Annotated in this window: 19 protein-coding genes, 2 tRNA genes and 1 pseudogene; 16 read left to right on the forward strand and 6 right to left on the reverse strand. The window is 34.2% G+C overall.

Features of this window, described 5'->3' with window-relative positions; all coding sequences use genetic code 11:
* Positions 1-13 precede the first annotated feature (13 nt).
* From HMPREF9969_RS11780 to HMPREF9969_RS11850, 15 genes are all read left to right on the forward strand, one after another.
* Positions 14-937, forward strand: coding sequence for a hypothetical protein (locus HMPREF9969_RS11780; protein WP_036895753.1), 924 nt, complete (start codon positions 14-16; stop codon positions 935-937).
* A complete protein-coding gene (locus tag HMPREF9969_RS11785; RefSeq protein WP_009436044.1) occupies positions 924-2,198 on the forward strand; it encodes a nucleotide sugar dehydrogenase in 1,275 nt (424 codons plus the stop codon). Before HMPREF9969_RS11780 ends, HMPREF9969_RS11785 begins: the two co-directional genes overlap by 14 nt.
* Positions 2,185-3,174 carry a glycosyltransferase gene (locus HMPREF9969_RS11790; RefSeq protein WP_036895755.1) on the forward strand — a complete coding sequence of 330 codons (990 nt, stop codon included), beginning with the start codon at positions 2,185-2,187 and terminating at the stop codon, positions 3,172-3,174. The genes HMPREF9969_RS11785 and HMPREF9969_RS11790 overlap by 14 nt, the downstream gene beginning before the upstream one ends.
* A 58-nt stretch (positions 3,175-3,232) precedes the next feature.
* Positions 3,233-4,252 (forward strand): acyltransferase family protein, encoded by a 1,020-nt coding sequence (locus tag HMPREF9969_RS11795; RefSeq protein WP_009436072.1) that lies wholly within the window; start codon positions 3,233-3,235, stop codon positions 4,250-4,252.
* Between the two features lie 8 nt (positions 4,253-4,260).
* Complete coding sequence (locus HMPREF9969_RS11800; RefSeq protein WP_009436017.1) at positions 4,261-5,436, forward strand: EpsG family protein; 1,176 nt, start codon at positions 4,261-4,263, stop codon at positions 5,434-5,436.
* A 38-nt stretch (positions 5,437-5,474) separates the two neighbouring features.
* On the forward strand, positions 5,475-6,725 hold the full coding sequence (locus HMPREF9969_RS11805; protein WP_009436078.1) for a glycosyl transferase group 1: 1,251 nt from the start codon (positions 5,475-5,477) through the stop codon (positions 6,723-6,725).
* Between the two features lie 27 nt (positions 6,726-6,752).
* A complete protein-coding gene (locus HMPREF9969_RS11810) occupies positions 6,753-7,640 on the forward strand; it encodes a glycosyltransferase family 2 protein (protein WP_009436051.1) in 888 nt (295 codons plus the stop codon).
* Positions 7,641-7,957: 317 nt separating this feature from the next.
* On the forward strand, positions 7,958-9,067 hold the full coding sequence (locus HMPREF9969_RS11815) for a glycosyltransferase family 4 protein (protein ID WP_009436010.1): 1,110 nt from the start codon (positions 7,958-7,960) through the stop codon (positions 9,065-9,067).
* Complete coding sequence (locus tag HMPREF9969_RS11820) at positions 9,060-10,031, forward strand: acyltransferase family protein (RefSeq protein ID WP_009436068.1); 972 nt, start codon at positions 9,060-9,062, stop codon at positions 10,029-10,031. Before HMPREF9969_RS11815 ends, HMPREF9969_RS11820 begins: the two co-directional genes overlap by 8 nt.
* Before the next feature lie 202 nt (positions 10,032-10,233).
* Positions 10,234-11,148 (forward strand): hypothetical protein, encoded by a 915-nt coding sequence (locus HMPREF9969_RS11825; RefSeq protein WP_009436038.1) that lies wholly within the window; start codon positions 10,234-10,236, stop codon positions 11,146-11,148.
* A gap of 3 nt (positions 11,149-11,151) precedes the next feature.
* Positions 11,152-12,264, forward strand: coding sequence for a glycosyltransferase family 4 protein (locus HMPREF9969_RS11830; RefSeq protein WP_009436031.1), 1,113 nt, complete (start codon positions 11,152-11,154; stop codon positions 12,262-12,264).
* Positions 12,254-12,889, forward strand: coding sequence for a hypothetical protein (locus HMPREF9969_RS11835; RefSeq protein ID WP_009436012.1), 636 nt, complete (start codon positions 12,254-12,256; stop codon positions 12,887-12,889). Before HMPREF9969_RS11830 ends, HMPREF9969_RS11835 begins: the two co-directional genes overlap by 11 nt.
* A gap of 124 nt (positions 12,890-13,013) precedes the next feature.
* The gene (locus HMPREF9969_RS11840; protein ID WP_009436062.1) at positions 13,014-13,394 is read left to right on the forward strand and encodes a GxxExxY protein; all 381 of its coding nucleotides are present in this window, start codon (positions 13,014-13,016) and stop codon (positions 13,392-13,394) included.
* A gap of 187 nt (positions 13,395-13,581) precedes the next feature.
* The gene (locus HMPREF9969_RS11845; RefSeq protein WP_009436025.1) at positions 13,582-14,217 is read left to right on the forward strand and encodes a sugar transferase; all 636 of its coding nucleotides are present in this window, start codon (positions 13,582-13,584) and stop codon (positions 14,215-14,217) included.
* 8 nt (positions 14,218-14,225) lie between these two features.
* Complete coding sequence (locus HMPREF9969_RS11850) at positions 14,226-15,587, forward strand: aminotransferase class I/II-fold pyridoxal phosphate-dependent enzyme (protein ID WP_009436035.1); 1,362 nt, start codon at positions 14,226-14,228, stop codon at positions 15,585-15,587.
* Between the two features lie 452 nt (positions 15,588-16,039).
* Here HMPREF9969_RS11850 and HMPREF9969_RS11855 read toward each other — a convergent pair whose 3' ends face one another.
* Complete coding sequence (locus HMPREF9969_RS11855) at positions 16,040-16,672, reverse strand: tetratricopeptide repeat protein (protein ID WP_009436043.1); 633 nt, start codon at positions 16,670-16,672, stop codon at positions 16,040-16,042.
* On the reverse strand, positions 16,663-16,989 hold the full coding sequence (locus tag HMPREF9969_RS11860; protein WP_009436039.1) for a 2-amino-4-hydroxy-6-hydroxymethyldihydropteridine diphosphokinase: 327 nt from the start codon (positions 16,987-16,989) through the stop codon (positions 16,663-16,665). The genes HMPREF9969_RS11855 and HMPREF9969_RS11860 overlap by 10 nt, the downstream gene beginning before the upstream one ends.
* Positions 16,990-17,103: 114 nt before the next feature.
* Between HMPREF9969_RS11860 and HMPREF9969_RS11865 the strand changes: the two genes are divergently transcribed.
* Positions 17,104-18,057, forward strand: a complete 954-nt coding sequence (locus tag HMPREF9969_RS11865; RefSeq protein ID WP_009436075.1) for a glucosaminidase domain-containing protein — start codon at positions 17,104-17,106, stop codon at positions 18,055-18,057.
* Between the two features lie 569 nt (positions 18,058-18,626).
* Here the strand turns inward: HMPREF9969_RS11865 and HMPREF9969_RS11870 are convergent.
* From HMPREF9969_RS11870 to HMPREF9969_RS11885, 4 genes and pseudogenes are all read right to left on the reverse strand, one after another.
* Entirely contained in the window at positions 18,627-19,823 is a 1,197-nt protein-coding gene (locus HMPREF9969_RS11870; RefSeq protein WP_009436034.1) for a CobW family GTP-binding protein, read from the reverse strand.
* 196 nt (positions 19,824-20,019) lie between these two features.
* A tRNA-Tyr gene (locus HMPREF9969_RS11875) sits at positions 20,020-20,101 on the reverse strand.
* Between the two features lie 8 nt (positions 20,102-20,109).
* A tRNA-Val gene (locus HMPREF9969_RS11880) sits at positions 20,110-20,184 on the reverse strand.
* 223 nt (positions 20,185-20,407) lie between these two features.
* A pseudogene (locus HMPREF9969_RS11885) lies at positions 20,408-20,602 on the reverse strand (NCS2 family permease); the annotation flags it as partial.

A 20,602-nucleotide genomic window follows, 5' to 3' on the forward strand; every position in this document is an offset into this window, starting at 1 on the left:
TGTGATGTTTTCTATGTTTGAGATATTAAGAAAGAAGATAAATAATAAGATTATAGATATTTATTCTAATGTAAATAGAACAACAGAATTTTTAATTGAGGCAAATCGGTTAAAGACGATAACTTTATCATCAAACGTATATCGGTCTTCTGTTAAGTTACAAAATGATATTAATAAAGAGATTATTGTCAGTTTAACGACTTATGGGAAGCGACTCTTTGATGTCTATTTGACTATAGAGTCAATATTTCAACAGACACTAAGGGCAGATAGAATTATTTTATGGCTTGAAAATGAATTACGTAATACTACATTACCTATAACATTACGTTTATTACAAGAGCGTGGACTAGAAATTAGATATTGTAATGATATACGGTCATATAAGAAACTTGTACCAACTTTAACTTTATTTCCGGAAGCAATAATTATTACTATTGACGACGATGTTCTATATAAATATGATATGATTGAAAATCTAATTAATGAACATTATAGATATCCAAATGTGATACTAGCAAATCGCGTTAGAAGAATAAAATTAATAAAAAAATCAGACTTTGCGCCATATAATGAATGGAACTATATTTCTGATGAAATAATTTCTCCCCACAATGTGCAGATAGGTGTAGGAGGGGTTTTGTATCCTCCTCACAGTTTAAGCTCTGCAGTTATAGATGAAAATCTATTTATGAAAAAATGCCCTTCCACTGATGATCTTTGGTTTAAGGTGATGTCTATAATAAACGGTGTCCAAGTGAAGCGGACAGCTACGCATGAACCTGTTTTCTTGAGCAATGAAAAAGTGCAAGATATTGCCTTATCTTTATCTAACCAAGGTGGAGGAGAAAATGATCGAGCTATAAGGAATTTGAATGATTCATATAATTTAATTAATTATTTATTAAAAACAGAAAGTGGTCATGTTGTTAGATGATATTAGAGTAGCTGTTATTGGCTTAGGGTATGTTGGCTTGCCGCTGGCAAGATTATTCTCAACAAAGTTTAAGACTGTTGGTTTTGATATGAATCAGAGTCGTGTTGATGCGTTAAGGGCGGGTCATGATGCTACTTTAGAAGTATCAGATGAGTTATTACAGTCTGCTTTGAAGAATGGATTTGTATGTACAACTAATCTTGAGGATATTAAAGACTGTAATTTTTATGTTGTTGCCGTGCCAACGCCAGTTGACGTAAACAATCGTCCTGACTTGAAGCCTCTTTGGGGTGCAAGTGAGACGGTTGGTAAAGTTATTTCTAAAGGGGATATCGTTGTTTACGAGTCAACAGTTTATCCAGGCGTAACGGAAGAAGAATGTTTACCTGTAGTAGAGAAAGTTTCTGGCTTATCATTCAATAAAGACTTTTTTGCAGGTTATTCTCCTGAGCGTATAAACCCAGGCGATAAGGAGCATACTGTAGAGAAAATTAAAAAGGTAACATCGGGTTCTACTCCTGAGATTGCTGATTTGGTAGATAATGTGTATAATGCAGTTCTTATTAACGGAACACATAAAGCATCTTCTATCAAAGTAGCTGAAGCTTCAAAGATTATTGAAAACTCTCAACGTGACGTTAACATCGCGTTTATGAATGAGTTGGCTAAGATCTTTAATGCAATGGGTATCGATACAAGAGATGTAATAGATGCTGCTGCTTCTAAGTGGAATTTTATTAAGTTGAATCCTGGTTTAGTTGGTGGTCATTGTATCAGTGTAGATCCTTATTATCTTATTCAAAAGGCACAGGTCTATGGAGTTTTGCCGCGTATTATGTCTGCTGCACGTAGATTGAATGATGGTATGGGAGATTACGTCGCAAATCAGACAATCAAGATGATGAATAAGAAGGGTGCACTTGTCAAAGATTCTAATATCTTGATACTTGGTATCACCTTTAAGGAAAATTGTCCTGATGTACGTAATACAAAGGTTGTTGATATCTATTCTACATTGTCAGAGTACACTTCAAACATTACGGTTTTTGACCCATGGGCTAATGTGGATAGGGTAAAGAAAGAATATGGAATAGACGCCGTAGCGTCTTTGCCAAAAGATAAGAAATACGATGCTATTATTCTTGCCGTTTCTCATAAACAGTTTGCTGATACAAACTGGAGAGAGAAATTGAATGAGAATGGTGTTATTTATGATGTCAAAGGCTTCTTAAATAGAGATATTGTTGATGGAAGACTATAAATATAAACTTAGCATAATAATCCCAATGTATAACGCAGAGAAGTACATTGGGATTTGCTTAGACTCTATTCTTGGCTCTAATTTATTAAAAGAGGAGTACGAAATAGTTATTGTTAATGATGGATCACTGGATAAATCTCCAGAGATAGCTCAAGACTATGCTTCAAGATATTCTAATGTAGCATACTTAACTCAAGAAAATCAAGGACAGAGTACTGCGAGAAATTATGGAATAAAAACTTGCAAAGGTGAATATGTTTGGTGTGTAGATGCTGATGATAAAGTTATAAGTGAGCAGTTGCCAAAGATTATTGAAGCTTTAGATGAATATAGAAATTTGGATATTCTGGCTATTCAACTTCAGAATGTAACAGAAGAAGGACAGTATTTAGATATTGAATGTAGTCAGCCTATGCTTGAGCATAATAAAGTTTTATCTGGCGTTGAGGCAATTCTTTCAGGTTATAGTCCTTCTTCAATCTGTGCTTTAATTACAAAGAAGCAATTATTTGTTGATAATAATATATTCTTTGTGAAGGGAATTACACATCAAGATGTTGAGTTGACATATAGACTTATGCCGTGTGCAACGAATGTTGTGTTTAGCGATATAACTCCTTATCTATATATATATCATCCAAATTCTACCAGCAAGTCTATGGTACCAGAGAAGAAGATAAAATACATTAAGGATGATATTTATATTATAAACTCTTTCCGTAGGTTAGCTTTGTCTTTTAAGGATATAAACCCTCAGTTATATAGTGTAATTTTTAATCGAAGCCAGAATGTGCTGTTTGGTTTGGTATACTCTTTATATAAAAACAAAAAAGAATGGGGAAAGCTTGGTATCAATTCTGTTATTGTAGATGAATTGAAAAAAGAACAGTTATATCCAATGAAGGGACATTTTGATTCATTGAAGAAATCATTATTTGTAAGGTTGTTTTTGAATCGAGAGTTTATGATTAGTTAGCTTTTTACTTATAGCTATATTTATCTAACTATTATATATTTGTAACTCTGTTATTTATATGATTTCAAAATCAAAAAGTATTAGGCAGTCCAACATTGAATTGCTTAGAATACTATCAATGTTCTTTGTGCTTATTGGACATATCAATGGGTTGATTATAGGTCTTCCTAATAAAGAATTTTTCACTTTAGATTTGTCATTTTCTTTTCTAAGGGTCCTTATTCAAGGAATATCTGTTGTAGGGGTTAATATTTTTGTCCTTATTTCAGGTTGGTTTGGTATAAAGGCATCTTTAAAAGGTGGAAGTGCTTTTATTTTTCAATTTTTATTCTTAATATGGGCTGTTTACTTTCTGGAAATAGTTACTGGTATAACAATATTTGATTTTCAAGGTTTAAAAAATAGCCTAGGATTAACCGGTGAATACTGGTTTGTTATGGCATACTTAGGTTTGTATATATTAACACCTGTATTAAATGCTTATGTGGAACAAGCAAGCAAAGAGCAGTTTAGGTGGTTATTAATAAGTTTTTATTGTTTTCAATGCTATTATTGTTGGCTTTCGGGATTTACAAATTATTTTGAGGGCTATAGTATTGTCTTCTTTTGTGGATTGTATCTAACAGCACGATATATAAGGCTATATCCTATACCTTTTTTATATAATAATAGTTTTAAACTTTATGTGATAATTTCAATAATAACCTCATTATTTGCTTCTATTGGAATATATTTTTTCGATAGTGCAGTACGAATGTTACGTTATGATAATCCCTTAGTGATAATATCTTCTATATCCTTATTGTTGTCTTTTACTAAGCTCTGTTTTCAAAATAAATATATAAATATAATTGCCAAATCAAGTTTTGCAGTTTATATTATTCATTTCAACCCATATATGTTCCCTTACTTTCGAGATATTGTATGTAATATAGAGATGCAGTATTCTAACTTGGCTCTTGTATTAGTACTTTTCTTTTTTATGATTGTTATATTTCTGATTTGTGTTATAATAGACCAAATAAGAATTTGTATGTGGAATTTCTTATATTATATAATAAAAAAAACAGATTTCTGATATAAAGTATGTTTTTGTATTTTCTTATATTAATAGTAGCTTTTGTGTATTATGTATTAGCACATAAGACTAATAAAAGTAACTCTCCGTTGTTATTAGGTGTGTTTTTTCTGTATTGCGCCTTATTTATTGGCTTAGGAGATATGATTGGTGGCTATGATAGATACATCTATGGAGAAATGTTTGATACTATAGCTGATGCTACGGATTCAGGTAGGGATTATTCAAGGTTACTATTCCTTGTAAATGGTCGTGAATATGGTTATTTTTTATGGGAAATTGTTGTTTCTCAGGTGACGGCTAATCGTTATATTTTTATTTTGCTTAGTTCGTTGTTAATGTATTTTCTATATTACAAAGCATTCAGAAAGTATATTAATGATTATCCGTTAGCTGCCATTGTTTTTTTAGGTTTATTCTTCTATTTCTCTATTACTTATATGCGGCAGGCACTAGCTGTTGGTATTGTATGGCAGGGGGTTAAATACATATATGAGAGAAAAGCTATAAAATTTTTCCTTATTGTTGCTTTAGCGTACTCGTTTCATAATTCTGCATTAGTGTTTGCTGTAGCTTATTTTATTCCTATAAAGAAATATTCAAAGAAAACTATCTTATATTTTCTAATGTTGTGTCTTCTTGTTGGGATGAGTCCTATTCCAACAATACTAATTGCTAGTGCTGGAGATACACAAGGAATGGCTGAAAGAACTGGTAAGTATCAAGATGATATGAGTGGTTTCAGAATCGAATATATAATAGAAGCTATTTTCTTTATTTGGCTTTTCTTTAAAAATTATGAATTCTTTGATAACAAGCATAAGAAGCATCTCACCTTTTTAAATCTTTCCATTATTTTCTGTGGTATTTTATTGGCGTTTATACGGTTTGGACAAGGAGGTCGTTTGGGATGGTACTTTTTCTTTGGATTAATTTATACTTTAACAGTTTTAGCATCACAAAGTCGTCTCTTTGCTTTTAATAAGTCTGTTGTTCTTCTTTTATCAGTTCTTTTATATGTTAGAATTACGTATTTATGGGCTTTTAACCTTACACCGTATAAGACGTTCTTAACAGATGGAGTTCCTAGTGGTGAGTCATGGATATATGAGATGTATGAATATGATGAGCGATATACTGATGATAAATTTATAAGGCCTATTTTAAGAATTCCGTCAAATTAAATAATATATATAACTATATCTTGTCTGAAGATTTTTTTATGAAGATTGCTTTTATCTCAAATATGACCCCCTATAAGGAGAACTATAATGGTACTTCTGCTCTTCCGTATCATATGATGCTTCATCGGAACTCTTTGTGGGTAAAAAAGGAACTTAATTTGTGTGAGGAGGATAATATTGAAATAGATATCTATTCTTTCAATCTTAATAATTTGCCTTATGATAAGATTAAGGACTCTGAGACTAACTTGAATGTACGTATTCATGTAATGTCGATACCACGCTGGTTTAGAATAATGATGTCTTTGCATATATTGTTCTTACGTTTATTTCTTAAATACCCAATACACTATTATTTAAAACTTTCAAAGAAGTATATTGATGAAATAAAGGCAAAAAGTCCTGATGCATTATGGATATATGGTGAGGAGATGTCAAATGTTTCAGACAAATTTCCAGATATACCAAAGGTTCATACAACAGTAGATTGTACGTCTCTTTATTATTATAGACTTCTCCATTCAGATGTTAAGTTAAGCATATTTCAGAAGGTAAAGACTTATATAAATTTTAAGAAATTCTTCAGACTAGAAAAGAATTATCCTGTTGATAATATCAAATACCATCTTGTAGGTGAAGGTGATAGAGACTTTCTTATTGATCATGCCCCAAAGGCTAAGGCTTTTTTTATTAGACATCCTCATTATGAGGTAAATGAAGTTGTAGGAGATAGCCTTATGCAGAAGAATTTTAATGATCCAATAAAGTTATTGATAGCAGGTCAACATAATATTTATATGAGGAATGATATCGATAAAATAATAAATCTTTTATGCGATAAAGGCAATGAGGATATTAACAGTTTTATAAAAAAATATACGATAACTTTTTTAGGTAAAGGTTGGGAAGAATACAGCTCTCTCTTAAAAGCTTTTGGTTGGAATGTTCATCATAAAACTTTCGTCGAAGATTATATAGATGAAGTTTCAACACATGACATTCAATTAACTCCTATTGATATTGGGACAGGAACTAAAGGTAAGGTTTTAGATGCTATAGCTAATAGATTACTTGTTATAGGTTCAAATTATGCATTAGAGAATCTAACTATAGAAAATCAGAAAAGTTGTATTGAATATCATACTCCTTTAGATGTGTTAAATATTTTAAGGGATATCCCAACAAATATTTCTAAATATGAGAATATGGCAAGATGTGGATATAACAATATCTTAAAATATCATGGTAGAGAGAGAGTTGCAAGAGATTTCTTCAGACTTTTTATGTAAGTATTCTTAGTTATTTGGTCATTGTTTATGAATAATCCTTTGATTACAGTTTTTACTCCAACATTTAATAGGGTAGATTTCTTACCTAAAGTTTATAGCTCTCTAAAAAAACAAGAATATAGAGATTTTGAATGGCTTATAGTTGATGATGGCTCTAGTGATAATACAGAAACTGTCATAAATGATTTTATTCTGGAAGATGAGATACTTATTCATTATATAAAACAGCCAAATAGTGGAAAGCATAAAGCTATTAATAAGGGAGTAAGCGTTGCCAAAGGAGAGCTTTTTTTGATACTCGATAGTGACGATACTCTTCCCAAGGATTCCTTATTAAATATAAATCAGCATTATGTAGACATTAAAGATAACTCTTCTATAGGCGGTGTATGTGGCTTAATGGCTCATCATGACGGAACAATTATAGGGGAAAGGAAGATTAGTTCTTCGATGAACCTTAGTTCAATAGAGATGCGCTATAAATATGGCTTTGTGGGGGATGTTTGTGAAGTTTTTAAAACAGATGTTTTACGGGAGTTCCCTTTCCCTGAGATTGAAAACGAGAAGTTTTGCCCGGAAGCTTTAGTATGGAATAGGATTGCTACAAAATATAAGCTTCACTATTTTAATGAAGTTATTTATTATCGAGATTATCTTGATGACGGATTAACATCTAAGATTGTACGAATCAGGATGAATAGCCCTATTGCCTCTATGATATGTTATGCAGAATTAAATCAACTCGATATTCCATTTAAGGATAAATTTAAGGCTGCTATTAACTATTGGAGATTTCGTTTGTGTTATAATGGAAGTGGTAGTTATCCGAAGTTATTTGGACTATGGAATGCTATTGCGCCTTTAGGATGGTTGATGCATTTGAATGATATACGTGTAAATAAAAGACAGTTATGAGGATTCTATAATTCATAACATCCCTGTATATATGTTTTAAACTGGGATGTTAGTCATATATTTGGCTCCAAGCATACTAACACTGAAAATGCTATATGATAATATGGCTTTTCTGGAGCAGAGATATCATTGCTATTGCGTATTTTTTTCGGTTTTGCTGTCATTCTTGTCACTTGAGAATAAAGCATAATCTATTGAAGTTCAACTCCCTATGATGAAATGTTAAAAGTGATAGCAAACACGTTTTAAACTTTCTGTGGTATTTGTGGAATACTTTTGAAGATTATCTGGCATTATAGAATAAAAGAAATAGGATAATGAGGATATTACAAGTCATTACATCTTTGGATATGGGTGGAGCAGAAACGTTGGTAGTTAATTTGATACCAAGGTTGCAGGCTTTGGGGAATACTGTGGATTTATGTATCTTTAATGGAAAAGAAACACCATTGACCCATAGATTGAAGAAAGAGAATCCACAGACAAAGATATATGCGTTAGGACATGGGGTTTATAATCCGCTCTATATATTGAAGCTAATAAAAATAATGAGGAAATATGACATTGTTCATACGCATAATTCATCACCACAGCTATTTGTTGCAATTGCCAGTTTGTTTAGTCACACGAATCTTGTTTCTACAGAACATAATACTTCTAATCGGAAGCGAAATTGGATGTGGTACCGCCCGATAGAAAGTTGGATGTATGGTAGGTATGACCATGTAATATGTATTAGTAAGATTGCAGAAGAAAAACTAAGAGAATATATGGGAGGGGATTGGCTTGTCAAATCATCAAATAAGTATAAGTCTATTACCACAATAAATAATGGTATTGATGTCAATACAATATCAGAAGCTGAACCATGTAAAGAGTTATTAGATTTAAAAGAAAGTCGTAAGTCTATCTTGATGGTGGCTGGATTTCGTAAACAAAAGAACCAAGATACTATTATTAGGGCTTTAACCTTATTAGATAAAGAAAAATATGAAGTTTGGTTTGCTGGTATAGGTGAACGGATGGAAGAAGTAAAACAATTAGCTTTGTCTTTAGATGTTAGTGATCGAGTTAGATTTTTAGGCTTACGTACTGATATTCCAAATGTTCTGAGAGCAGCAGATGTTATCGTGATGTCTTCTCATTGGGAAGGATTGAGTCTTAGTAATGTAGAGGGAATGAGTGCATATAAGCCATTTATAGCCTCTGATGTTAATGGGTTGAAAGAGGTTACTAAAGGATATGGTTTACTTTTCCCCCATGAGGATGCAAAGGCATTGGCTGAAGAAATTAATCGTTTAGCAAGTGACGAAGCTTATTATAATGAAATAGCTGAATGCTGTTACAATAGAGCCTTAGAGTTCGATATTTCAAAAACGGTAAATGGGTATAATAATGTTTATAATGATGTAATTTCTAATGGGTAAAGATAGAATAGCATATTTAGATTTTGTAAAGTTCGTAGCAATACTTCTTGTATGTGTGGGGCATTGTTATGTAATGACACCAAACTTAGATAGCATAGTTCGACCAATCATCTATTCTTTTCACATGCCTTTGTTTATGTTGGTGTGTGGTTATTTTTCCACTCGTAGCTTAGAAATACCAGTTAAATCCCTTTTTGAAAAGAAGAGTAGGCAATTGTTACTTCCTGTTATATCGTGTACTATTATGACTGTTTGTCTATTCGGGGGGGGTATTCGTATAGAAATTATTGGATGTGTTTGGTTTCTTAAGAATCTGTTTATATGCTATCTTATAGCAAGATTTGTCAAATACGTTAAAATGCCTGTAGAGATAACGCTTCCGCTTTCATGGGTAATACTTTTAATTATTCCTTATGGTGGAACTTTGATGATTAATTTTCTCTATTTTTATTTTTGTGTTGGCTATTTAATCCATAAACATCTTTATAATCTTCAAACTTATAAAGTCCCTTTATTCAGTATTTCACTTGCCTTTTTTATTGTTGCTCTTTGTCTGAATTGGACAAATCCTCCTGAAAAAGTTGATATAAATTTACTTATGTATAGTCCTTTCAAATTTGTGGTACAAGTTTTTGTTGGACTTTCTGGCTCTATAATTGTAATAGGTATTTGTGAATTAATATATAAGTTATTTGGAAAGTGGCAGAGAGTAGGGAAAGTTCTATCATATTTTAGTACAATTGGTAGATATACCTTGGGAATATATGTTGTACAAACTTTTATAATAGAGCGGTTAATAACTATATATATAAAGTTAAATGAGGTAGTTATTTCTCCAGATTTTACAGATTTTATTTTTATTCCATTGATTGGTAGTGCCTTATGTCTTGTTTGCTATTATGTTGTTCGTTTAACACAACCAATTAAAATAATAAATATTCTTTTTTATGGAGGACAGAAATAGAATGTATAAGTTCTTATCTATTGAGGCTAAATCTTACAAAACTGGATGAGAAAATTATTGATTTATAGAGTAGTTGTTTGAATATGTTCTTGGTTTCCTGAATTTACTATAGTTATTATACGTGTAATGTGATGAATATTAATTTATGATAGGAAGGAATAATTTAGCTAAGCTTATAGATTACTGTTATCGTGAACCTCTGATGAAGTTTAGGATAATGAAGGAGAAAGGATTCTCTTTGTATACAACGGGCAATAGTTATCCGTTTGTATTTATGGTTGATGGTAGAATTCCTCATGGTGGAATGTTTGATAGACTAAAAGGTCTGATTACTATTTATGCCATATCTAAAGCTTTGGGAAAGCCATTTAAATTGAACTGGACCTATCCGTTTGTATTAAGTAAGTATCTTGAACCAAATGAGTATAATTGGTTAATTGATGAGAGCCAAATGAATTTTGGCCTTCTTTCATATAATAACGTTATAGCCTATGGCGAGATAGTAGATCCTTCTCGTTTATATAAGAAGCGTTCGTCTGAAACACATTTCTATTATGGCTATAACTCCTTAGATAAGGTGAATGCTCATTTTGGAACGAGTTACCAGTGGGGTGAGTTGTATAGAGAACTTTTTCGCCCAACAAATTATCTCCAACGTTATTTGGACCAATATCAGTCAGAGATAGGATCGAACTATATAGCAATTCATACACGTTTTATGAACCTCTTGGGTGACAAGACGGAAACTGATATCAATCCTGAGTTAGGTTCTGAAAATCAAAAGAGTGCATTGGTTGAGGCTGCTATCAATTCAGTAAAGAAGATATCTGAACAGCACCCTAACACAAGGATTCTTATTGCTTCTGATTCGATGGTTTTCATTGAGGAGATAAAAAAAGCAAAGCTTGATGTGTATATTGTGCCTGGAACTGTAAAGCACATTGATACTGCTGGTGAAACATATGATTCTGAGAATATAAAGATGTTTACAGACTATTACTTAATCAGTGGTGCACAAAAAGTTTATAGCTTATGGCATGAAGGAATGTGGAAGAGTGCTTTCCCTGAGTATGCTGCAAGAATTGGAAATGTGAGTTTTGAACGTGTTGAGTTCTAAATTATGAAGAAGAAATTAATTCGCGTTACAACTGCGGACATATCTTTAAATAGTTTGCTAAAAGGGCAGCTGAAGTTTTTGAACCAATACTTTGAAGTTATTGGCGTTGCAAAAGATACAGGTGTTCTTAAGGAAGTTAGTGAACGAGAGGGAATTCGTGTGGTAGATGCTCCCTTAGAACGTCCTATAAGTTTAGTGAAAGATATCAAGGGTTTATGGTTCTTGTATCGTCTGTTCCGTAAGGAGAAGCCGTGGTGTGTGCATGCTAATACTCCAAAGGGAAGTCTTTTGGCAATGATAGCAGCATGGTTTGCATGCGTCCCGCATAGAGTTTATACCGTCACAGGTTTGCGTTATCAGGGTGCTCATGGAGTTTTAAGGAAGATTCTTAAGACTATGGAGCGCTTGTCATGTCTTTTTGCTACAAATGTTATTCCAGAAGGACAAGGGGTATTACATGCTTTGCAAGAGGATTGCATTACTAAGAAGCCGTTGCGTGTGATTTGGAATGGAAATATTAACGGTATTGATACCGAGTTCTTTACCCCTGTTGATAATACCAATGATAAATCAGATACATTTACCTTTGTCTTTATTGGAAGAATGGTTAAAGATAAGGGAATGCACGAACTTACGGAGTGTATGCGACAACTGAATTGTCGGTTAATATTGGTTGGAACATTTGAGGAGGAGGATGCCGTTTCTGCTTCTGATAAAGAGTTCTTGACAACTTCTGAGAAGGTTAAGTTTGTTGGCTGGCAAAGTGATGTTCGTCCTTTCTTAGCTCAAGCTGATGCACTTGTTTTCCCAAGTTATCGTGAAGGATTTCCTAATGTGCCAATGCAAGCTGGTGCTATGGGGTTGCCTTGTATTGTAACGAATATCAATGGTTGCAATGAAATCATTAAAGATGGACTGAATGGTAAAATTATTGCAGCTCCTCTTAAAGAAGGGTCTGAGGTTATGCAGCAGGCTTTGTTTAATACTATGAAATGGTTTATTGAGCATCCTGAAGAGGCTAAACGTATGGGACATAATGCTCGTCCAATGATACGTGAAAGGTATGAACAGAAGGATATTTGGAAGGCTTTAAAAGAGTTTTACGATGCTTTATAAAATAGCACATATCTTACGTGACAAATTACCTTGGATTTGGGATGTCATCGGCATCATAAATTCTTTCCTTTTTGGATTAAGGTATGATGGTAAAATGGGGCAAGTTCAGAATATTCTTACTCATTTCACGAAGACAACAGAAGAGGATGGTTATGCGCTTTTCTATAAGATAGAGGTTCTTTGTAAGGATAATCTTTCTTTGTTGGCAAAAATGTTTGCAGAACAGCCTGCGTCAGCTTTTGATTTCTTTAAGCCTCATGGTTTCGATGAACTGTCATTAAACAAGTTAGCAAAGGATAAAAGTTTTCTTGCTTATATTGTTGTTGCAGAAGGAAATGCTCAACAAAAAGTATGTGTTGGATATTTTTTCCAGCGTAGTTTCTTTTGGGGGAAATCCTTTCGTGGGTATATGACTGATTATCGTTGGCAACGTCGTGGAATCAATAAAATGATGAATCTATGTGCGACAGAGATATCTTCATTGTTAGGTCTACGGGTGTTTGGTACAATTGCACCGGATAATATTGCTTCTATGAAATCTGCTCAGACTGCTAATGATATTCATATTGTTGAGACATTACCTAATGGAGATTACTATGTAGAGTATAAACCAAAGACAAAATAAACTGCTAATTTCTCTAATTTTTCGAATGTTCTTTATGGACTGCTAATTTCTCTAATTCCCCGAATGTGCATTTAGGATAACGGAGCTCTTTAATTTCACGAATATAGCTAAGCTTTTTCATATTATGAATGTTGAGAAGGAATTGGTGTGTAAAAATGAGGCGTACCAAATAATTGGAGCTGCAATGGCTGTTCATAATGAGTTGGGTAGTGGAATGCGTGAGATAGTTTATGGTGATGCTCTTGAGATAGAACTTAAATTACGAGGAATTCCTTTTCAACGGGAGCAGACATTCACTATCTTTTATAAGGGAGTAGAGTTACAGCATAAGTTCAAATGTGACTTTATTTGCTTCAAGAATATAATAGTAGAAATTAAAGCTGAGAAGGGACTTACAGATATTGATCGCTCACAGATTATTAACTATTTGAAGATAACAAAATGCCCATTGGGTATACTTATTAATTTTGGAGAGAGTTCTTTAATGTACGAACGTTATATATGATACAAAAGATTAGTTCTATCCGTATTATTCGTAGTATATATTATTGGTTTCATTTTTGCTATTAGAGTGTCTTCTATTTATATCATTCGTGTCATTAGCGTCATTCGTAGTTTTTAATGAATCTGTTTTCATATTCTGAAATTCGTGTCATTAGCTTTATTCGTAGTTTTTAACTCATTTATAAGTTATGTTTTTAAAATGGTTATTTGATAAACTTGCATCTTTGTTTGGTTTGCTATTCCTTAGTCCAGTATTATTGGTAGTAGCAATTCTAATCAAGGTGAAGATGCCTGGTCCTATTTTGTTTTGTCAGAAGCGAGTGGGGCAGTATGGCAAACTGTTTACTGTATATAAGTTCAGATCGATGACAGTCAAGGCAGAGGCTTCTGTAGCAAGTAGGGATTCAGAAGCAACTTCTATTGCTTCAACTGAACAGTGCCGCATCACACCACTTGGCGAGAAACTTAGACGTTATAAGTTAGATGAGCTACCAGAACTCTGGAATGTTCTCAAAGGTGATATGAGTTTTGTCGGTCCACGTCCAGACGTTCCTGGTTATGCAGATCAGTTGCAAGGAGAAGAAAGAGATATTTTGAAGTTAAAGCCTGGAATAACAGGTCCAGCCAGCTTGAAATATAGAAATGAGGAAGAACTCTTAGCTTCTGTTGAGAATCCTGCTCAATATAATGATGAGGTTATTTTCCCTGATAAAGTTAAGTTAAACCTCTATTATTTAAAGAACTATTCCTTTATAAAAGATATTCAAATGATTGTCTGTACAGTTCTCGGTAAAAAGATGGACTATGCAGGTGAAAAAATATAATTAGTAAAATGGAAAGAAATCGTGTTTTACTTTGTCTCGCTCACATGAGTGGTAACGAGATGAGATACATCCAAGAGGCGTTTGACACCAATTGGGTGGTGCCATTGGGACCAAATGTCAATGGTTTTGAAGATGACTTGAGACGTTTCTCAGTTTCTGTAAGTCCTTCAGGTGAAAGAAGAAACTTCCTTGAAAAAGAGGACTATCCACAGACTATTATGGCGCATGAGGATAATCCTGATAATCTTTGGAAGGAGTCTTTACCAGGATTGGAGGATAAGCGTATTGTAGCACTCTGTTCTGGTACCTCTGCTGTACACCTCGCTTTAGTTGCATTGGGAGTTAAGGCAGGCGATGAGGTCATCTGTCAGAGTTTTACCTTCTGTGCTAGTTCACATCCAGTAACTTACCTTGGTGCAACTCCTGTGTTTGTTGACTCAGAGAAGGAAACATGGAATCTTGACCCTACACTTTTGGAGGAAGCTATTAAGGATAGAATTGCTAAGACCTGTAAGAAACCAAAAGCAATCATCGTTGTTTATCTTTATGGTATGCCTGCAAAGATAAAAGAAATTCTTGCAGTAGCAGATAAATATGATATCCCTGTTGTAGAGGATGCTGCAGAGGGTTTAGGTTCAAGATACGAAGGACAGGTATGTGGTACCTTTGGCGAGTATGGTGTTCTCTCATTTAATGGAAACAAGATGATTACTACATCAGGTGGTGGTGCACTTGTTTGTCCTAATGAAGAGGCTCGTAATAATGTAATGTTCTATGCAACACAGGCTCGTGAGGGTTATCCATACTATCAGCATGAGAAGATAGGTTTCAACTATCGTATGAGTAATGTTTGTGCTGGTATCGGTCGTGGTCAGATGACAGTCTTGGATGAGCATATTGCTCATCACCGTCATATTGCTCATTTGTATGAAGAGGCTTTCAGTAAGATAGATGGTATTACCTTCCATGCAAACCCTTCATCGGAGTTCGATTCTAACTTCTGGCTGAACACAATGGTTCTTGACCCTTCTGTTAAGGTGAAAGGTCAGGAGAATGCATATAAGACAACAGTACAGGGAGCAGTTGGTGGTGCAGCTGGTGTTATTCATTCAGTAGATAATGCACATACTGATTGTGAACCAAATGCTAATGTTGAGGCTATGCGTGTCTTCCTTGATAAAGCCAATATTGAGAGCCGTCCTCTTTGGAAGCCAATGCACAAGCAGCCATGTTATAAGGATTGTCCAGCATACGTAAATGGTGTGAGCGAAAGTCTTTTTAAAGTAGGTATGTGTTTACCAAGTGGACCATTAGTAACAGATGATGATGTGAAATATATTGTGGAAAAGATAAAAGAGGCAATGGAATAACAGCTTCTTTTATAACCCATATTAAGGGCTGACGTCGTAGATCCTAATGTCTTCGGTGCCAGCCCTTGTTGTGTTTTTCCATATATTAGATTATGGTGATATCTAATTCGCCTATCTAAGTTTTATCCTTTAATAACCTGTGGATTAATAGAGTTTGTAATCTTTGAGAATCCTTTTAATTTGCAAGTTAGTTTGTAGGTTACCTAGAATAGCGTACTTTCTCTTTACTGATACGTTTAAATCTTGTATGCAGCAAAAGTACGAAAAAAAAATTAATAGAAGAAGAAATCACAAAAAAACTAGTAGCTCTTTTTGTGTTTTTTATTCGATGTTACTTTGTAGGATGTATGGTTTACTTTTACTTTGTAAGTACTTGATTCTTAACAAGTATCATGTTTTTCATTATCATCGGTATGTTTGTGGTAAATGTAGATAAAATGATGGGATTTTGATTAGTCGTTTTTACTAATCACAGAGTCCTTAGGCAAGTTTTGTATATAATTCTTCCAACAAGCTTTTGCCATTCTTTTCGTTTGTTCTAATCTCGTTTTGACGATTTCTTCCGCTTTATAAGGGTTATAATCTATTTCGGCTTTCATATAATTATCATAGGCTTGCTTCCATTGTTCCAGAAACATGTGACACATTGCTATACGATAATAAGCGTCAGGCTTCTCCCTTTTGTAACAAAGTGTAGCGGCTTTCTCATAATAGGGAATAGCCTTTTCGTATTGTTTCATATTAAAATGGCTTTCACCTGCCGTATAGTAATACACCGAACGCTCATGCGGAGCAAAAGCATCTAGTTGTGGAATAGCATTATCTAGGTATTTAGCAGCCATTTCATAATCCCATTCATTATAATAGCATAATCCAATATAAGCTTTAAACCTAGGATTAAGTTGATATGCCTTATCTAATCTCTGAAAAATGAGCAATGCTTCATGATATTTTTGTGAAGTGAAATAATCTAAAGCCTTACCTAAATCTTCAGAATCCTTACTTTTTTGCGCCAATAAAGGTTGGAACGACAAACAAAGCATAGCGAAGGTTATTATCATCTTGTTCAAGAAATTCATAACCATATTATATCCCTTATTGTTTTATTGCCATATTTAATGAGATCAATATCAATGCGCACAAGTCCATTCTTATGATTCTCATGCGAATCCCCGAGTTCCGTTTCAATTTGTTTGAAATATCGTTCTATGATAGCTTGCGGATAGGATGTCTCAAAAGTAGCAATACAATTTAAGAACCTATCAGAAACAATACCGATAGGCTCCGTCCATTTCTGTTCAGAAAAGCATATATTGGGGAACAATTCCTTTAATCGTTCTTTCGCTTTACGAATATTCTCTTCCTGATTATAATTAGAACCTAATGTAATAATTACCTTCATGAGAGCAAAGTTACTGATTAGTTTTGTAATGTTTGAGAGAATTTAAGAGAATTCGTTTTGGAATGTATTAAAAATCGTGTATTTTTGCACACAAATAATCCAAAAGAACTTTTTATGAAACGATATAGCTTTCTTTTAATCACCCTATTCTGCTCTTTATCCACGATGATAGGTGCTCCGATTAAGTGGAATCAAGCCTATCAAACTTATATTAATCAATACAAAGATGTAGCGATTGAGGGGATGTTGAAATATGGCGTACCTGCAAGTATCACCCTTGCGCAAGGGCTATTAGAGAGCAGTGCTGGGCGTAGCGATCTTGTCATTCAAGGCAATAACCACTTTGGAATTAAGTGTCACGGTTGGACGGGGCGAACAGTTTATCATGACGATGACTTAAAAGGGGAATGTTTCCGAGCATATCCCAGTGCTTTGGATAGTTATGAAGACCATTGCAAATTCCTTCGCGAGCGCCCTCGTTATCGTAGTTTGTTCGATTTAGATCGTACAGATTATCGTGGTTGGGCATACGGATTGAAGCGTGCCGGCTATGCGACGAACCCTTCTTATGCGCAAATGCTCATTAACATTATTGAACTTTATAAGCTATATGAGTTCGATAAGGCAAAGCATTACGATCGATTCATGGTGAAGCACAGCGGAGAAGAACCACCAATTCTTACTCCCGATAATGGACTTCCTGCTTACACTCCTATAGCGGGATCACACCCGATACATAAATATAATGAAAACTACTATATCATTGTAAGACAGGGAGATACCTTTAAGTCGTTAAGTAAGGAGTTAGACATCAGCGCGCATAAGCTAGCTAGATATAATGAGCGTAATAAGAAGGATAAACTCATTCCTGGTGAGTATATTTGGTTAAAGAAGAAGCGTAAAAAGGCACCAAAGAATTTTAAGAATCGCCCTTATTATGTGCGAAAGTCTGAGAGCATGTATGATATTGCACAGAAGTATGGTATACGTTTGAAGAGTCTTGTTAAGAAAAACAAAGCGATTGCTGAGCGTGGACTCTGTATCGGAGATGAAGTTCAGTTATACTAATACATAAATTTCCTAGCGCAAAATACCCTCGCCCGTCCTTAAGAAATTATCTAACGGATAGGCGAGGGTATTTGTTTTTATCTATCGAATCATCAGAATTATCATCTCACTTTTGTAATAGAATATTGCTAATTTTGATACTTGTATTTGCGTTATTTTCATCCTAGCTTAGGTTCTTGTCCAAATACGCAAGTTATAGGATAGTTCTCATACTTATTGTAATACTTTGATAATCAGTAAATTCCTAAAAACATAATAGCAGATGGTCGATTAAAACCTATCTTTTTCTCCAGAAATCACCATCTTTTGGATAAAAACCTACTATCTTTTCATTTAAAAGTACTATCGTTTTAGCATAAAAGTACTATCGTTTCTCTCAAAACGCACTATCGTTTTATTCAAAACCACCTTTTACTTCTTATTTTTCGTAATTTCTTTCCATTGCTAACGCTAGAATTAAATTTAATGTTGTAAAGGATTATCTAATAATTACGATATGAGAAAGCATACAAAAAGAGGATATGCTTCGATTGACATATCCTCTTGTTTTAAGTATTTGTATGCTTGTTTTAGAAATCAGTTAGGCATTGATCAAGTGCTTTTGTAATTGCGTCTTTGTCTAAATCCTGACCAATAAATACAAGTTTCTGCATACGATCTCCGTAAGGCTCTTCCCAGTCTTTGTTTATTTTAGGGTTCTTTTCAAGGAAACTCCTTAATTCAAATGCGGGCATTGTAGCATACCATTGTCCAGCATTACGTAAGCTAACCTGTTTTCCTGCCTGTTCGAATACGTAACATATATCTTTTTCATTCTTGAAATAGCATAGTCCTTTACAACGGATGATTTGTGCTGGCCACTTACGTGCTACGAAATCATCGAAGAAGTTAATATCAAATGGTTTACGCGCATAGTACACGAAAGTCTGAATGTTATATTCTAATGCCTCACCACTCTCTTCGTTTTCTAGTCCATGATGGTGGTGATGATGGTGATGCCCATGATGCTCTTCTTCTTCCTCATGCTCGTCATGATGTCCCTCAATCTCAGCAATCCAAGCGGCTGATGTTGCTACTTCATCAAAGTTGAATGCTTTTGTATTAATAATCTTATTAAGATCGACATCTCCATAGTTACATTCAATAATCTCTGCCTTGGGTTGGAGCGAACGAATAATGCTTTTTACCAATCCTAACTCTTCTGCATTAACATCATCCACCTTATTAAGTAAGATAATGCTACAGAATTCAATTTGTTGAATCAGTAGGTTTTCAATGTCATCTTCTTTGAGGTCTTTTTTTAACAAGTCATTACCTGCTGAAAACTCATCACACATACGGCGCGCATCAACTACGGTAACGATAGAATCGAGTACAGCCTTTCCGTTCTTTGCTAAGTCGGGATACATTTGTGGATATGCACAAATGGTTTGCGCGATAGGAGCTGGTTCACAAATACCGCTAGCTTCAATGACAATGTAATCAAATTTATTTTGTGATACAATATCGTTTAACTGCTTTACCAGATCCATTTTCAGTGTACAGCAGATACAACCATTCTGAAGAGCTACGAGAGAATCATCGTTTTGATCTACTACGCCGCCAGCTTCGATAAGGTTCGCATCGATATTCACCTCACCTATATCATTAACAATAACTGCAAATTTAATACCCTTCTCATTGGTAAGGATTCTGTTTACCAATGTCGTTTTACCACTTCCTAGGTAACCGGTAAGCAATAGAACTGGTGTTTCTTTTATCTTCATATTATAAAGTATATGTTTTATGATGTTCTGTACTTACAAAGTTACAAAAAATATTCATAACGAAGAAGAAGGATTCTTTTAATTAGGATAATGAAAGTTAGTTATACGTTAAATGATAACTAGGATGAACGTTAGTTATACATTACATGGTATATAAAACAAAAGACTTGCAATCGATTGGACTGCAAGTCTTTTGTGGGTAGTGATGGATTCGAACCACCGAAGCTAGAAGCAGCAGATTTACAGTCTGCCCCATTTGGCCACTCTGGAAACTACCCTTTGGTAGTGGGCGTTGACGGATTCGAACCGCCGACCCTCTGCTTGTAAGGCAGATGCTCTAAACCAACTGAGCTAAACGCCCTTACTTATTGTAAGCGGTTGCAAAAGTAATGATTTAATTTGAACTCTGCAAACTTTCTTCATCCTTTTTTACTAATTAGTTCTGAAAAACGGGATTATAGTTGTTGTGTTGGGCATAAATCTAGTGTGAGGATGATTCAAGGCTAATTGTTTGTATAAAGTTCGCCCTGTAAGTAGACCGTAGAAACCGATACTTACAGGGCGAAGCAATGTTATGAATATCTTTAACTGATGATAAAGTTCAAGACAAAGAGAACAGCCAATATACAGAGGGTCAAGTTAAGATCTTTCCATTTCGCTGTACATACTTTCATAAACACAAATGACAAAATACCTAGACAGATACCATCAGCGATAGAGTAGCAGAGCACCATGGTTATCATTGTGATGAAGGCTGGGAATGACTCTGTAATATCATT

The organism is Prevotella sp. oral taxon 306 str. F0472 (genome assembly GCF_000257925.1).
Classification (GTDB): domain Bacteria; phylum Bacteroidota; class Bacteroidia; order Bacteroidales; family Bacteroidaceae; genus Prevotella; species Prevotella vespertina.

What these genes read in the sequence shown, in the direction of transcription:
- HMPREF9969_RS11860 (WP_009436039.1), bottom strand. Translation starts at nt 16,989, where the DNA reads ATGAAGGTAATTATTACATTAGGTTCTAATTATAATCAGGAAGAGAAT.
- HMPREF9969_RS11795 (WP_009436072.1), top strand. Translation starts at nt 3,233, where the DNA reads ATGATTTCAAAATCAAAAAGTATTAGGCAGTCCAACATTGAATTGCTT.
- HMPREF9969_RS11790 (WP_036895755.1), top strand. Translation starts at nt 2,185, where the DNA reads ATGGAAGACTATAAATATAAACTTAGCATAATAATCCCAATGTATAAC.
- HMPREF9969_RS11845 (WP_009436025.1), top strand. Translation starts at nt 13,582, where the DNA reads ATGTTTTTAAAATGGTTATTTGATAAACTTGCATCTTTGTTTGGTTTG.
- HMPREF9969_RS11805 (WP_009436078.1), top strand. Translation starts at nt 5,475, where the DNA reads ATGAAGATTGCTTTTATCTCAAATATGACCCCCTATAAGGAGAACTAT.
- HMPREF9969_RS11870 (WP_009436034.1), bottom strand. Translation starts at nt 19,823, where the DNA reads ATGAAGATAAAAGAAACACCAGTTCTATTGCTTACCGGTTACCTAGGA.
- HMPREF9969_RS11855 (WP_009436043.1), bottom strand. Translation starts at nt 16,672, where the DNA reads ATGGTTATGAATTTCTTGAACAAGATGATAATAACCTTCGCTATGCTT.
- HMPREF9969_RS11865 (WP_009436075.1), top strand. Translation starts at nt 17,104, where the DNA reads ATGAAACGATATAGCTTTCTTTTAATCACCCTATTCTGCTCTTTATCC.
- HMPREF9969_RS11820 (WP_009436068.1), top strand. Translation starts at nt 9,060, where the DNA reads ATGGGTAAAGATAGAATAGCATATTTAGATTTTGTAAAGTTCGTAGCA.
- HMPREF9969_RS11800 (WP_009436017.1), top strand. Translation starts at nt 4,261, where the DNA reads ATGTTTTTGTATTTTCTTATATTAATAGTAGCTTTTGTGTATTATGTA.
- HMPREF9969_RS11815 (WP_009436010.1), top strand. Translation starts at nt 7,958, where the DNA reads ATGAGGATATTACAAGTCATTACATCTTTGGATATGGGTGGAGCAGAA.
- HMPREF9969_RS11830 (WP_009436031.1), top strand. Translation starts at nt 11,152, where the DNA reads ATGAAGAAGAAATTAATTCGCGTTACAACTGCGGACATATCTTTAAAT.
- HMPREF9969_RS11780 (WP_036895753.1), top strand. Translation starts at nt 14, where the DNA reads ATGTTTGAGATATTAAGAAAGAAGATAAATAATAAGATTATAGATATT.
- HMPREF9969_RS11810 (WP_009436051.1), top strand. Translation starts at nt 6,753, where the DNA reads ATGAATAATCCTTTGATTACAGTTTTTACTCCAACATTTAATAGGGTA.
- HMPREF9969_RS11825 (WP_009436038.1), top strand. Translation starts at nt 10,234, where the DNA reads ATGAAGTTTAGGATAATGAAGGAGAAAGGATTCTCTTTGTATACAACG.
- HMPREF9969_RS11835 (WP_009436012.1), top strand. Translation starts at nt 12,254, where the DNA reads ATGCTTTATAAAATAGCACATATCTTACGTGACAAATTACCTTGGATT.
- HMPREF9969_RS11840 (WP_009436062.1), top strand. Translation starts at nt 13,014, where the DNA reads ATGAATGTTGAGAAGGAATTGGTGTGTAAAAATGAGGCGTACCAAATA.
- HMPREF9969_RS11785 (WP_009436044.1), top strand. Translation starts at nt 924, where the DNA reads ATGTTGTTAGATGATATTAGAGTAGCTGTTATTGGCTTAGGGTATGTT.
- HMPREF9969_RS11850 (WP_009436035.1), top strand. Translation starts at nt 14,226, where the DNA reads ATGGAAAGAAATCGTGTTTTACTTTGTCTCGCTCACATGAGTGGTAAC.